This is a genomic window from Pseudomonas sp. GL_103, from assembly GCF_057835175.1.
Genome location: NZ_CM174420.1, coordinates 3133004 through 3146315 on the forward strand (window position 1 = coordinate 3133004; position 13312 = coordinate 3146315).

The 13312-nt window shown below is 62.7% G+C and carries 13 protein-coding genes; all 13 read left to right on the forward strand.

What is annotated here, in order from left to right; genetic code table 11:
* Positions 1-45: 45 nt before the first annotated feature.
* The 13 genes from AC3IP0_RS14175 (at position 46) to abaF (ending at position 13307) form a co-directional block, all read left to right on the forward strand.
* Entirely contained in the window at positions 46-978 is a 933-nt protein-coding gene (locus AC3IP0_RS14175; RefSeq protein ID WP_489325033.1) for a 4-hydroxyproline epimerase, read from the forward strand.
* On the forward strand, positions 975-2090 hold the full coding sequence (locus AC3IP0_RS14180) for an NAD(P)/FAD-dependent oxidoreductase (protein WP_489325035.1): 1116 nt from the start codon (positions 975-977) through the stop codon (positions 2088-2090). The genes AC3IP0_RS14175 and AC3IP0_RS14180 overlap by 4 nt, the downstream gene beginning before the upstream one ends.
* Positions 2083-2319: a 2Fe-2S iron-sulfur cluster-binding protein gene (locus tag AC3IP0_RS14185; protein WP_007994312.1), complete on the forward strand. Its 237-nt coding sequence runs from the start codon at positions 2083-2085 to the stop codon at positions 2317-2319. Before AC3IP0_RS14180 ends, AC3IP0_RS14185 begins: the two co-directional genes overlap by 8 nt.
* Positions 2316-3572, forward strand: coding sequence for an FAD-dependent oxidoreductase (locus AC3IP0_RS14190; RefSeq protein WP_489325037.1), 1257 nt, complete (start codon positions 2316-2318; stop codon positions 3570-3572). The genes AC3IP0_RS14185 and AC3IP0_RS14190 overlap by 4 nt, the downstream gene beginning before the upstream one ends.
* A 74-nt stretch (positions 3573-3646) precedes the next feature.
* Positions 3647-4396 (forward strand): AraC family transcriptional regulator, encoded by a 750-nt coding sequence (locus tag AC3IP0_RS14195; protein ID WP_108228334.1) that lies wholly within the window; start codon positions 3647-3649, stop codon positions 4394-4396.
* 690 nt (positions 4397-5086) lie between these two features.
* The gene (locus AC3IP0_RS14200) at positions 5087-5905 is read left to right on the forward strand and encodes an ABC transporter substrate-binding protein (RefSeq protein ID WP_489315818.1); all 819 of its coding nucleotides are present in this window, start codon (positions 5087-5089) and stop codon (positions 5903-5905) included.
* A gap of 10 nt (positions 5906-5915) precedes the next feature.
* On the forward strand, positions 5916-7694 hold the full coding sequence (gene lhpI, locus AC3IP0_RS14205; RefSeq protein WP_489325038.1) for a cis-3-hydroxy-L-proline dehydratase: 1779 nt from the start codon (positions 5916-5918) through the stop codon (positions 7692-7694).
* Positions 7687-8352 (forward strand): amino acid ABC transporter permease, encoded by a 666-nt coding sequence (locus AC3IP0_RS14210; protein WP_489315820.1) that lies wholly within the window; start codon positions 7687-7689, stop codon positions 8350-8352. The genes lhpI and AC3IP0_RS14210 overlap by 8 nt, the downstream gene beginning before the upstream one ends.
* A 10-nt stretch (positions 8353-8362) precedes the next feature.
* The gene (locus AC3IP0_RS14215) at positions 8363-9013 is read left to right on the forward strand and encodes an amino acid ABC transporter permease (RefSeq protein ID WP_489315821.1); all 651 of its coding nucleotides are present in this window, start codon (positions 8363-8365) and stop codon (positions 9011-9013) included.
* The gene (locus AC3IP0_RS14220; protein WP_489315822.1) at positions 9006-9728 is read left to right on the forward strand and encodes an amino acid ABC transporter ATP-binding protein; all 723 of its coding nucleotides are present in this window, start codon (positions 9006-9008) and stop codon (positions 9726-9728) included. Before AC3IP0_RS14215 ends, AC3IP0_RS14220 begins: the two co-directional genes overlap by 8 nt.
* Positions 9729-9765: 37 nt before the next feature.
* Positions 9766-10794, forward strand: a complete 1029-nt coding sequence (locus AC3IP0_RS14225; protein WP_489325040.1) for a trans-3-hydroxy-L-proline dehydratase — start codon at positions 9766-9768, stop codon at positions 10792-10794.
* Between the two features lie 126 nt (positions 10795-10920).
* Positions 10921-11838, forward strand: a complete 918-nt coding sequence (locus AC3IP0_RS14230; protein ID WP_008018644.1) for a dihydrodipicolinate synthase family protein — start codon at positions 10921-10923, stop codon at positions 11836-11838.
* Between the two features lie 71 nt (positions 11839-11909).
* A complete protein-coding gene (abaF, locus tag AC3IP0_RS14235; protein WP_489315823.1) occupies positions 11910-13307 on the forward strand; it encodes a fosfomycin efflux MFS transporter AbaF in 1398 nt (465 codons plus the stop codon).
* The last annotated feature ends 5 nt before the right edge of the window (positions 13308-13312 follow it).

The window sequence follows — 13312 nt, forward strand, 5'->3', positions numbered from 1 at the left end:
CGGGCCACTCTTGCGTTCACTCAACCGAATGGACGTGGCCCTCCCATGAAACGCATCTCTGTGATCGACTCCCACACCGGCGGCGAACCGACCCGCCTGGTGACCGCCGGCTTTCCTGACCTGGGCACTGGCAGCATGGCCGAACGGCGCAAGGTATTAGCCGAACAGCATGACCAATGGCGCGCCGCCTGTATGCTGGAACCACGGGGCAGTGACGTACTGGTGGGCGCCCTGCTCTGCACGCCGGTGGACCCTGGCGCCTGTGCCGGGGTGATTTTCTTCAACAACACCGGTTATCTGGGCATGTGCGGCCACGGCACCATCGGCCTGGTGGCGTCGTTGGCGCACTTGGGCAAGATCGGCCCCGGCGTGCACAGCATCGAAACGCCGGTGGGCACGGTGCAGGCAACCCTGCACGAAGACCATTCGGTGAGCGTGCGCAACGTGCCGGCCTACCGTTATCGCAAGGCGCTGGCGGTGCAGGTGCCGGGCATCGGCCAAGTGGTCGGTGATATCGCTTGGGGCGGCAACTGGTTTTTCCTGATCGCTGAGCATGGCCTGCGGGTGGCCGGCGACAACCTCGAAGCGCTGACCGCTTACACCTTCGCCGTGCAGCAAGCACTGCAAGCCCAAGGCATTCGCGGTGAAGACGGCGGCTTGATCGATCACGTCGAGTTGTTCGCCGATGACGATCACGCCGACAGCCGCAACTTCGTGCTCTGCCCCGGCAAAGCCTATGACCGTTCGCCATGCGGCACCGGCACCAGTGCCAAACTGGCATGCCTGGCGGCCGACGACAAGTTGCAACCGGGGCAGATCTGGCGCCAGGCCAGCGTCATCGGCAGCGAGTTCGAGGGTTCCTACGAACTGCAGGGTGAGCGCATCGTGCCGACCATTCGTGGTCGCGCGTTCATCAGTGCCGAGGCGAGCCTGATCATCGAACAGGACGACCCGTTCGCCTGGGGCATTCGTCCATGAACGAGGGCCAGGTGGCCGATGTGATCGTGATCGGCGCCGGCATTATCGGCGCCGCCTGTGCCCAGGCGCTGGCCCGTCGCGGCTTGCAGGTGCTGGTGCTGGACGCCGGCCTGCACGGCGCCACCGCCGCCGGCATGGGCCACTTGCTGGTACTCGACGACAACCCCGCCGAACTGGCCCTGAGTCAATATTCGTTGCAGCGCTGGCGCGAACTGGGCGCGGACCTGCCCGACAGCTGTGCCTACCGCTGCAACGGCACGCTGTGGCTGGCGGCGAATGCCGAAGAAATGGCGGTGGCCCACAGAAAATTCCTGAACCTGCAAGCCCAGGGCGTGGCTTGCGAACTGATCGGCGCCAGTGCCCTGCGCCAGCGCGAACCGGAACTGAGCGAAGGACTGGAAGGCGGCTTGCTGATCAATGGCGACGGCATTCTATACGCCCCGGCGACGGCCAGATGGATGCTCGAAACACCGAACATCCGCCAGCGCCGGGCACGGGTCAGTGCGGTCGATGGCAACCGCGTCTGCCTCGATGATGGTCACTGGTTGAGTGCCGATGCCGTGGTGTTGGCCAACGGTGTTCAAGCCAGCGAGCTGTGCCCGGAATTGCCCATCGAACCGAAAAAAGGCCACTTGCTGATCACTGACCGCTACCCCGGCAGCGTTACCCATACGCTGGTGGAACTGGGTTACGTCACCAGTGCCCACAACGCCACGGGGCCGTCGACCGCCTGCAATATCCAGCCGCGCCCCACCGGGCAACTGTTCATCGGCGCCTCGCGGCAATTCGGCACCACCGACCCGCAGGTCGAAGGCTGGATGGTCGCGAAAATGCTCAAGCGTGCCGCCGAGTACATGCCGGGGCTGGCCCGGCTCAATGGCATCCGTGCCTGGACCGGTTTGCGCGCCGCCAGCCCCGACGGCTTGCCGCTGGTGGGCCAGCATCCACAACGTCAAGGCTTGTGGCTGGCAGTCGGTCACGAAGGTCTGGGCGTAACCACCGCCCCCGGCACCGCCGATTTACTGGTGGCGCAACTGTTCAACGAAACCCCGCCACTGGCCGCAGAACCTTATCTGCCCCAGCGTTTTCTTGGAGAACCGGTCTATGCCTGAATTGTTGCTGGACGGCCACGCCCTGAAAGTCGCCGAAGGCACCAGCGTCGCCGCGGCCCTGGCGTTGGCCAGTGACGGCTGCACGCGCACCTCAGTCAGCGGTCAGCGCCGTGCGCCGCTGTGCGGCATGGGCATTTGCCAGGAATGCCGGGTGACCATCGATGGCCGGCGTCGCCTGGCTTGCCAGACCCTGTGCCGTGACGGCATGCAGGTGGAGACTCGCCCATGAATGAATACGCTGATCTGTTGATCATTGGCGCTGGCCCTGCCGGGATGAGCGCCGCCCTTGCCGCCGCCCCCAGCGGCGCCCGCATTGTCATGCTCGACGACAACCCGCTGCCGGGCGGGCAAATCTGGCGCGACGGACCTCAAGCCAACGTGCCCGGTCAGGCCCGGCGCCTGCGCGAGCGTCTGGCGTCGTGCAACAACATCCGCCATCACGCCGGTACTCGGGTGATCGCCGACCCCGGCGCGAAACAACTGCTGGTGGAAGATGACGACCATGGCTGGTTGATCGGCTACGACAAACTGATTCTGTGCACCGGCGCCCGTGAATTGCTGCTGCCCTTCCCCGGCTGGACCCTGCCGGGAGTCACCGGTGCGGGTGGTTTGCAGGCGCTGATCAAGGCCGGTTTGCCGGTGCAGAACGAGCGCGTGGTGATCGCCGGCAGCGGCCCGCTGTTACTGGCCAGTGCCGCCACCGCCAAACAGCATGGCGCGCATGTGCAACGCATCGCCGAACAAGCCAGCCGCAGCGCCGTCGCCGGTTTCGCCGCGCAACTGCCGCGCTGGCCCGGCAAATGGCTGCAATCGTTCAGCCTGTTCGACCACCACTACCGCACCGCCACCCACGTATTGGCGGCGCTTGGCACCGACCGAGTGGAAGGCGTGCGCCTGCAACAACAAGGCAACATCGTCGAACTGGAATGTGATCGGCTGGCCTGTGGTTTCGGGTTGATTCCGAATATCCAGTTGGGTCAGGCACTGGGTTGTACCATCGAAAATCAAGCCATCGCGGTGGATGCCTGGCAGGCCAGCAACCGCGCCGATCATTATGCGGCGGGCGAATGCACAGGGTTCGGCGGCAGTGAGCTGGCCTTGGTGGAAGGTGCGATTGCCGGCCACGCTGCGGTCGGCAATCTGGAAGCCGCCAGGCAATTGTGGCCGCGCCGGGCGCGCTGGCAGGGTTTCGCCAAGGCGCTGAACAGCGCGTTCGCCCTCGACCCGCGACTCAAGTCCCTGGCCCAACCCGACACCCTGGTTTGCCGCTGCGAAGACGTGCCCTACGCGGCATTGACCGGTCACTCTGACTGGCGCGAAGCCAAACTCGCCAGTCGCTGCGGCATGGGCGCCTGCCAGGGCCGGGTGTGTGGCGGCGCAGTGCAGCATTTGTTTGGTTGGCAGCCCTCAGCACCGCGCCCACCCTTCAGCCCGGCGCGGATCGAAACCTTGATGTCCCTGGACGATACCCCGCCAGCGTGATGACCACGCCAGGGGTTTCGGCCACGCTGCCGAGTCTCTATGATCCCGGGGGTCACCCTCAGACCCCCAGCGCCATGTATCCCTCGCTCACCACCTTTAAACCTTGCGATCTGCCGACACTGCTGAACAGCCTTCAGCCCATCGCGCCGTTGCTCGATACCCTGTCGGACGTGGTGTTTTTCATCAAGGACTGCGAGGCCCGCTACGCCTTCGTCAACCAGACCCTGGCCCGGCGTTGTGGTTTCAAACACAGGGACGAGCTGCTGGGGCGCACCGCCGAAATGGTCTTCCCGGAACGCTTCGGTCCGCTGTACACCGAGCAGGATCGGCGAGTGCTGTCCAGCGGTCGCGAACTGGCCGATCAGCTGGAGCTGCATTTGTATTATGGCAATCAGCCGATCTGGTGCCTGACCCACAAACTCGCCTTGAAGGATGAACAGGGTCGAATCGTGGGCCTGGCCGGTATTTCCCGCGACCTGCAATCGCCGCAGTCGAACCATCCGGCGTTCCAGAAACTCGCCGCCGTGGATGCCCATATCCGCCGCCACTTCGCCCGCTCCATCAGCCTCGCCGAACTGACCGCCATCGCTGGCTATTCCGTGGCGCAATTGGAGCGGCACTGCAAACGGGTGTTCCAGCTCACCCCACGGCAAATGATTCACAAGGCGCGCCTGGAAGAAGGTTCGCGGTTGTTACTGCACACCGAGTTGCCGATTACCGAGATTGCCTTGCGCTGTGGTTACACCGACCACAGTGCCTTCAGCCGGCAGTTTCGGGCGCTGACCAGTTTGTCGCCGAGTCAGTATCGCGATAATCAGTGTTAGGTTTGGGGGCATATCCGTTGCTGCGGTAACGGCCACTTACGGTTCCGCTTTTACAGCGGGTCACTTTCGAAAAGCGCGAAAGTAACCAAAGCGCTCTGCCCCTGACGTTCGGTGCCTCGCTTAGGCTCGGCATGCCCTCGCTCCGGTCCTGCTCCGTGGGCCCGCCGCCATCGGCCATCCATGGCCGGCGGCGGCTAACCCGGCATCCATGCCGGGTTGCCCACTACGCAGAACCTCCTCTCGGCCTCTCGAGGGGGCGTGTACCACAACAGCAAAAGCGAGGCGGCCTACCGGCCGGCCTGATCGCGATCATCGTCGTGTTTCTTCCGCAGGAATTGGCGTATGTCCGTTAATAGCATCTGTAAGCGGTCGGTGTAGGAGCTGGCGAAGCCTGCGATCTTTTGATCTTCAGCGATCGTTCTGACATCGGTGGTTCAAGGCCGCACACAGCATTGACCAGTGTTCCTTAAAGGGGCGCCCGCAGCTACCGCTGCTCCCATATGTAACACCTCCCCCCAATACCTTGGCCTCACCGCATCTCGGGTTGCACCGCTACAAAACCTCTACGCCAAGGCCTGACAACTAATTCACCCCTCGGACTGGAAATAGGCACGCTGATTGCTATTGTTAATATCGTATACGAAATCACCAATACGATATTCAACAGCACTTCACATCAACGAGGCCTCTATGAAAAACCCCGCATTTGCCGTAGCCCTCAGCGCTGTTCTCAGTACCTCCTTTATCGCCACTGCCCAGGCCGACAAGCTCGACGACATCATCGGTTCGGGCAAGCTGCGCTGCGCAGTGACCCTGGACTTCCCGCCCATGGGCTTTCGCGATGCCAGCAACTCGCCGGCCGGCTTCGATGTGGACTATTGCCGCGACCTGGCGAAGATCCTCGGGGTCGAGGCCGAAGTGGTGGAAACGCCGTTCCCGGATCGCATTCCGGCACTGGTCTCCGGGCGGGCTGACGTGATCGTCGCGTCCACCTCCGACACCCTCGAACGCGCCAAGACCGTTGGCCTCACCGTGCCCTACTTTGCCTTCCAGATGGTGGTGCTGACCCGCGACGACACCGGCATCAACGGCTTCGACGACCTCAAGGGCAAACCAGTGGGCAACACCAGCGGCACCTATGAGGCCATCGCCCTGGAGAAAGACGTGAAGAACTGGGGCTCGGGCAGTTTCCGAGCCTACCAGTCGCAGAGCGATACCCTGCTAGCCGTCGCCCAAGGCCACATCGATGCCACCGTGGTCACCAACACCGTGGCCGCCGCCACCCTCAAGTCGGGCAAATACAAAAACCTGAAAGTCGCCGGTAACGCCCCGTACGTCATCGACTACGTGTCCCTGGGTGCCAAGCGCAGCGAGTTCGGCCTGCTCAACTACCTCAACCTGTTCGTCAACCAACAGGTGCGTACCGGTCGCTACAAGGAGCTGTTCGTTAAATGGGTCGGCACCGAGATCCCGCCGACCAACCTGACCGTGCCTCAGGTCTACTACTGAGATGTCCGGCATGCCTAGGCCAATGTCTCTGACCGGGCGCAGCCTGGTGGCGGGTGCCGCGCAAGGCGCCCTGCTGTTCGCCGATGTCGGCTTGAGTTTCTGGGGCGGAGTCGATCCCTGCACGGGTGAAGTCATCGACCGCCATCACCCGCTCAGCGGCCAACACCTGGCCGGCCGCGTGCTGGCGATTCCCAGTGGTCGCGGCTCGTGCACCGGCAGCAGTGTGTTGATGGAACTGATCAGCAACGGCCATGCACCGGCGGCATTGGTGCTGGCCGAAGCCGACGAGATCCTGACCTTGGGCGTGCTGGTGGCGCAGACCATTTTTGCCCGTTCCCTGCCGGTGCTGTGCATCGGTCGGGAGGCCTTCGCCGCCTTGCGCGGCCAGGCCTTCGCCCGGGTCGAAAATACAACGCTGAGCCTGTTCGTTCACCTGCCGGGCGACGCCTGGCAGGCGCTCGACAGCCCATTACCAAACACTGGCAGCACCGCCTCGATCAGGCTCACCGAGCACGATCGGGCGCTGCTCGATGGCCGGCATGGCAAGGCCGCGCAAATGGCCATGCAGATCGTCCTGCGCATGGCCGAACTGCAGGGTGCCGAGCACTTGGTGGATGTCACTCAAGCACACATCGACGGCTGCATTTACACCGGACCGGCGAGCCTGCGCTTTGCTCGAAAACTGGTGCAATGGGGAGCAAAAGTGCGAGTGCCCACCACCCTCAATTCAATTTCCGTCGACCAGCGCCGTTGGCGCGAACTGGGTATCGACCCGGCACTGGGTGAACCGGCCAGTGCCTTGGGCGATGCCTATATGGCGATGGGTGCACAGCTCAGTTTCACCTGCGCGCCTTACCTGCTCGACACTGCACCGAAGGCTGGCGAGCAAATCGTCTGGGCGGAATCCAACGCAGTGGTCTACGCCAACAGCGTGCTCGGTGCACGCACCCTGAAATACCCGGATTACCTGGACATCAGCATCGCCCTCACCGGTCGCGCCCCGCTGATCGGCTGCCACCTGGACGCGCAACGCAAGGCCCGGTTGCAGATCGAGTTGCCTGCCCTCGGTGAGCTGGACGATGCCTTCTATCCGCTGCTGGGTTACCACATTGGTGCCCTGGCCGGCAGTCGCGTGCCGCTGGTGCTGGGACTGGAAAAACGCAAGCCGAGCCTGGACGACCTCAAAGCCTTTGGCGCGGCCTTCGCCACCACCTCTGCGGCGCCACTGTTCCACATCGCCGGGGTCACCCCGGAGGCCATTGACCCGGCGCAGGTGCTGGATGCGGACACTTCCATTCCCGTGGAAAAAATCCGCCTGAAGGACCTGCTGTCGAGTTGGCGCGAACTCAACAGTGCTCGCGATAACCGGGTGGATGTGGTGTCGCTGGGTAACCCGCACTTTTCCCTCAGCGAGTTCGCTCACCTTGCGCGACTGTGCCGGGGACGACAAAGACACCCGGATGTGGTGCTTGCCATCACCTGCGGCCGTGCCGTGTTGGAGCAGGCCCGCGAGGCCGGGCACATCGCCGTGATCCAAGCTTTTGGCGCGACCCTGGTCACCGACACCTGCTGGTGCATGCTCGGCGAACCCGTAATCCCCCTGGCGGCTAAAAACCTGATGACCAACTCGGGCAAATACGCCCACTACGCACCGGGCCTGGTCGGCCGCAAGGTGCACTTCGCCAGCCTTGCCGAATGCGTCGACGCGGCCTGCACCGCAACGGCCAGCGGACGTTTGCCGGCCTGGTTACAACCTGCTGCCCTACTGGAGAGCCCTGCGCATGTTTGACTACAGCTTCCAATGGCGCGCCGCCCTGCGCGCCCTGCCGGACATGCTTGCCGGTGCCATCGTCACCTTCGAAACCGCCGCGCTGTCGATGATCTTCGGCGTGCTGATCGCCCTGGCCCTGACGGCGATGCGCGAGGCCAAACACCCATTGCTGCGCGGGTTCGGCAACGGTTGGGTATCGATTGCCCGCAACACCCCGTCGCTGTTCCAGATCTACATCCTCTACTTCGGCCTCGGCTCGCTGAACCTGCACGTCAGTTCATGGTTCGCCTTGCTGGCCGGGATCACCTTCAACAATGCCGGGTATCTGGCGGAGAACTTTCGCGGCGGCCTCAAGGCCGTGCCTGACACGCAGGTGCGTGCGGCGCGTTCCCTCGGCATGAGTGCCTTCCAGGCCTACCGCATGATCATCGTCCCGCAACTGCTGCGGATCGTGTTCTACCCGCTGACCAATCAGATGGTCTGGGCGGTGTTGATGACGTCGCTGGGGGTGATCGTCGGGCTAAACAATGACCTGACCGGTGTGACCCAGGAATACAACGTCAAAACCTTCCGCACCTTCGAGTATTTCGCTATCGCAGCGGTGCTGTATTACTTGATTGCCAAGGCGATCGTCGCGGCAGCCCGGCTGATGGCCTGGCGGTTGTTCCGTTACTGAGGAGCTGTCCATGTTTTCCACCGATTTTTCCTCGAATGACCTGATGTTCCTGCTCAACGGTGCGTGGGTCACGATGCAACTGACGTTCTGGTCGATCATTCTCGGCTCCTTTGCCGGGTTGTTCTTCGGCCTGCTGCGGGCCTTGTTGCCACGGGCCAGCCTGCCGTTGGCCTGGGTGCTGGACGTGTTTCGCAGCGTGCCGTTGCTGATCCAGTTCGTGCTGTTCAACTCACTCAAAAGCATCATCGGCTTGAACATCAGCGCCTTTAGCGTCGGCTGCATTGTGTTGGGGGTCTACGCTGCGGCGTACTTCACCGAGATCGTGCGTGCCGGCGTGCTGGCGGTGCCGTTCACCGTGCGCCGGGCCAGCCGTTCGTTGGGGCTGAGCTTCTTGCAGGACTTGCGCTGGATCGTCCTGCCGATGGCCACCCGAGTGGCGTTCCCCGGCTGGCTGAACCTGGTGCTCGGTGTAATGAAAGACACCGCGCTGGTGATGTGGATCGGCATCGTCGAACTGCTGCGCGCCTCGCAAACCATCGTCACCCGCATCCAGGAACCGTTGCTGGTGCTGTGCATCGCGGGCCTTATCTACTACGTCATGAGCCTGGTGGTCGCACGCCTGGGCGCTCGTCTGGAAAGAAGGTGGCAAGAAAATGATTGAGATCGACAACGTACATAAATCCTTCGGCAACCTCGAAGTGGTCAAGGGCGTCAACCTGACGGTGAACAAGGGCGAAGTGGTGTCGATCATCGGCGGCTCCGGCTCCGGCAAATCGACCTTGCTGATGTGCATCAACGGCCTGGAACCGATCCAGAAAGGCAACATCCGCGTTGACGGCGTCGAGGTCCATCACAGCGCCACCGACCTCAATCGCCTGCGGCAGAAAATCGGCATTGTGTTCCAGCAATGGAATGCCTTCCCGCACCTGACGGTGCTGGAAAACGTCATGCTCGCGCCGCGCAAAGTGCTGGGCAAAAGCAAGGCTGAAGCTGAAGAGCTGGCGGTGAAGCAACTGACCCACGTCGGTCTGGGCGACAAGCTCAAGACCTTCCCGGGCAAGTTGTCCGGTGGACAGCAACAACGCATGGCCATCGCCCGCGCCCTGGCCATGTCACCGGACTACATGCTGTTTGACGAAGCCACCTCGGCCCTCGACCCGCAGTTGGTCGGTGAAGTGCTGGACACCATGCGCATGCTCGCCGAAGACGGCATGACCATGGTGTTGGTGACCCACGAAATCCGCTTTGCCCGGGACGTGTCCGACCGTGTGGCGTTCTTCCGCAATGGCCTGGTGCATGAGATTGGTTCGCCGGACCAGGTGATTGGCAATCCGGTGCATGCGGAGACTGCAGAGTTTCTGAAATCAGTGAAATAGCGACTGAGGCCTTCACAGGCGAAACAAGGAGCAAACCATGCGTTCATCAAAAGTCATTCATGTAGTCAGCTGCCACGCCGAAGGCGAAGTCGGCGACGTGATCGTGGGCGGTGTCGCCCCGCCGCCCGGCGCCACCGTGTGGGAACAGTCGCGCTGGATCGCCCGGGACGAAACCCTGCGCAACTTCGTCCTCAACGAACCCCGCGGCGGCGTGTTCCGCCACGTCAACCTGCTGGTCCCGGCCAAGGACCCACGGGCGCAGATGGCCTGGATCATCATGGAACCGGCGGACACCCCGCCGATGTCCGGCTCCAACTCGTTGTGCGTCGCCACCGTATTGCTCGACAGCGGCATCCTGCCCATGACCGAGCCGCAAACCCGCCTGGTGCTGGAAGCGCCCGGCGGCCTGATCGAAGCCGTGGCCGACTGCCGGGATGGCAAGGTGCAACGGGTGGAAGTGAAAAACGTGCCGTCCTTCGCTGATCGACTGGATGCGTGGATTGAAGTCGAAGGCTTCGGCTCGCTGAAGGTTGACACCGCTTATGGTGGCGACAGTTTTGTGATTGCCGATGCCAAAGGCCTGGGTTTCTCCATCCGCCCGGATGAAGCGGCCGATCTGGTAGCGGTCGGGCTGAAAATCACTCGAGCGGCCAACGAACAGCTGGGCTTCGTGCATCCGCTGAATCCCGAGTGGTCGCACATTTCCTTCTGCCAGATCGCCGCGCCGATCGTCCATGAGAACGGCATCGCCACCGGCGCCAATGCGGTGGTGATTCAACCGGGCAAGATCGACCGCTCCCCCACCGGCACTGGTTGCTCGGCGCGCATGGCGGTGTTGCAGGCCAAAGGCTTGATGCAGGTTGGCGAGCGCTTTGTCGGCCGTTCGATTATCGGCTCCGAGTTCCACTGCCGCATTGATTCGTTGACCGAAGTCGCCGGCCGCGCCGCGATTTACCCGTGCATTTCCGGTCGGGCGTGGATCACCGGCACCCATCAATTGCTGCTCGACCCAAGCGATCCGTGGCCACAAGGCTATCGCCTGTCCGACACTTGGCCCGGCGCCTGATCACGCAATCCCTGCCCCCCCAGACCAACGGCCAGTAAAAACCCCTGAAAACCAAAAAAAGCACTAGCCGAGCATTGTCATTTTTAATATCGTATACGAAATACAATTAACAAACCGGAGGCAACAATGAGCAAGCGCATTAACTGGAGTGGCGTCTTCCCAGCGGTGACCACTCAATTCAACGATGACTACTCTATCAACCTGGAAAAAACCCATCAGGTGATTTCCAACGTGATCCGCGACGGCGTGTCGGGCCTGGTGGTCTGCGGCTCGGTGGGTGAAAACACCTCGCTGACCGCCGAAGAGAAAATCGCCGTGACTGAGGTCGCTGTCGATGCCGCCCGTGGTCGCGTACCGGTGATTTGCGGCGTGGCCGAGTTCACCAGCATACAAGCGGCCAAGGTCGCCAATGCCGTACGCCGGGTCGGCGTCGATGGCGTGATGCTGATGCCGGCGCTGGTCTACGGTTCCAAGCCGTTCGAGACCGCCGAGCATTACCGCTACGTGGCGAAAAACGCCGACGTGCCGCTGATGGTCTACAACAACCCGCCTATCTATAAGAACGACGTAACCCCGGACATCCTGATTTCCCTGGCCGACTGCGACAACGTGGTGTGCTTCAAGGATTCTTCCGGCGACACCCGCCGCTTCATCGACGTGCGCAACGAAGTCGGTGACCGTTTCGTGCTGTTCGCCGGCCTCGACGACGTGGTGCTGGAAAGCATCGCCGTGGGTGCCGAAGGTTGGGTCTCGGGCATGTCCAACGTGTTCCCGAAAGAAGGCGAAACCATCTTCCGCCTGGCCAAGGCCGGTCGTTTCGCCGAAGCCATGCCGATCTACGAATGGCTGATGCCGATCCTGCACCTCGATGCCCGTGCCGACCTGGTGCAGTGCATCAAGCTGTGTGAAGCCATCGCCGGTCGCGGCAGCGCCTTGACCCGTCCGCCACGCCTGGCCCTGCCGGAAGCCGACCGCGTATTCGTCGAGCAGATCATGGCCAAGGCCTTGGCTAACCGTCCGGAGTTGCCAGACGTCGGTCTCTGAGTGATTGCCGGGCGGGTCTTTGCGGACCCGGCCCGGCTGCCTGTTTTTGCGCCTCTACAGGAAACGCCAGCATGTCCAATCCTCTACACACGCAAAGCGCAACCACCCCCTCGGGACTCAAACGCGTAGTGGCCGCCGCCATGGCCGGCACCGTTGCCGAGTGGTACGAATTCTTTCTCTACGGCACCGCCTCCGCACTGGTCTTCGGCCAGTTGTTCTTCCGCCAGACTGACAGCCCCATCGACGGCATCATCGCCGCTTTCGCCCTGTACGCCGTCGGCTTTCTCGCTCGACCGTTGGGCGGTCTGGTGTTCGGTCACTACGGTGACAAGTTCGGCCGCAAACGCCTGCTGCAACTGAGCCTGGTGGTGGTCGGCATCACGACTTTCCTGATGGGCTGCCTGCCCGGCTTCGACCAGATCGGCTATGCCGCGCCAGTGTTATTGGTGTTGCTGCGGCTGATCCAGGGCTTTGCCTTTGGTGGCGAATGGGGCGGCGCGATTTTGCTGGTGTCCGAACACTGCCCCGACAATCGCCGAGGCTTCTGGGCCAGTTGGCCGCAAGCCGGGGTGCCGGCCGGTAACCTGGTGGCTACGGTCGCCCTGCTGCTGTTGTCATCGAATCTGTCGGAAGAACAATTCCTCGCTTGGGGCTGGCGCGTGGCGTTCTGGTTCTCGGCGGTGGTGGTGCTGATCGGTTACTGGATTCGCACCAGCGTCGATGACGCGCCGATCTTCAAAGAAGCCCAGGCCCGTCAGGCACAGACCAAGCAGCAACAGCTGGGCGTGGTCGAAGTGCTGCGTCATCACTGGCGCGCCGTGCTGGTGGGGATCGGTGCACGCTTTGCCGAGAACATCCTCTATTACACCGTGGTCACCTTTTCGATCACCTACCTGAAACTGGTGGTGCACAAGGACACTTCGGAAATTCTGCTGCTGATGTTCGGCGCGCACTTGGTGCACTTCTTCCTGATTCCGTTGATGGGGTATTTGTCGGACATCGTCGGGCGCAAGCCGGTCTACCTGACCGGCGCGGTGCTCACAGCGTTCTGGGGTTTCATCGGTTTCCCGATGATGGACACCGGCAACAACTGGCTGATCATGGCCGCCATTACCCTGGGCCTGGCCATCGAGTCGATGACTTATGCGCCTTACTCGGCGCTGATGGCTGAACTGTTCCCGACCCACGTACGCTACACCGCTCTGTCCCTGTGCTACCAGGTGGCGCCGATCTTCGCCGGTTCCCTGGCACCGCTGATCGCCATCACCTTGCTCAACAAGTACCACAGCTCGACTCCGATCGCCTGGTATCTGGTGGGCGCCGCGCTGATTTCCGTGGTGGCTGTCGGCCTGACCCGCGAGACCCGTGGCAAGTCATTGCGCCAGGTGGATGCCGAGTCGGCGGCGCGGGTTGCTGGCGTGGACGCAGCCGTGCCAGCCACCCCACGCCGGGGTGATTCGTTGGCTTGAGTGCC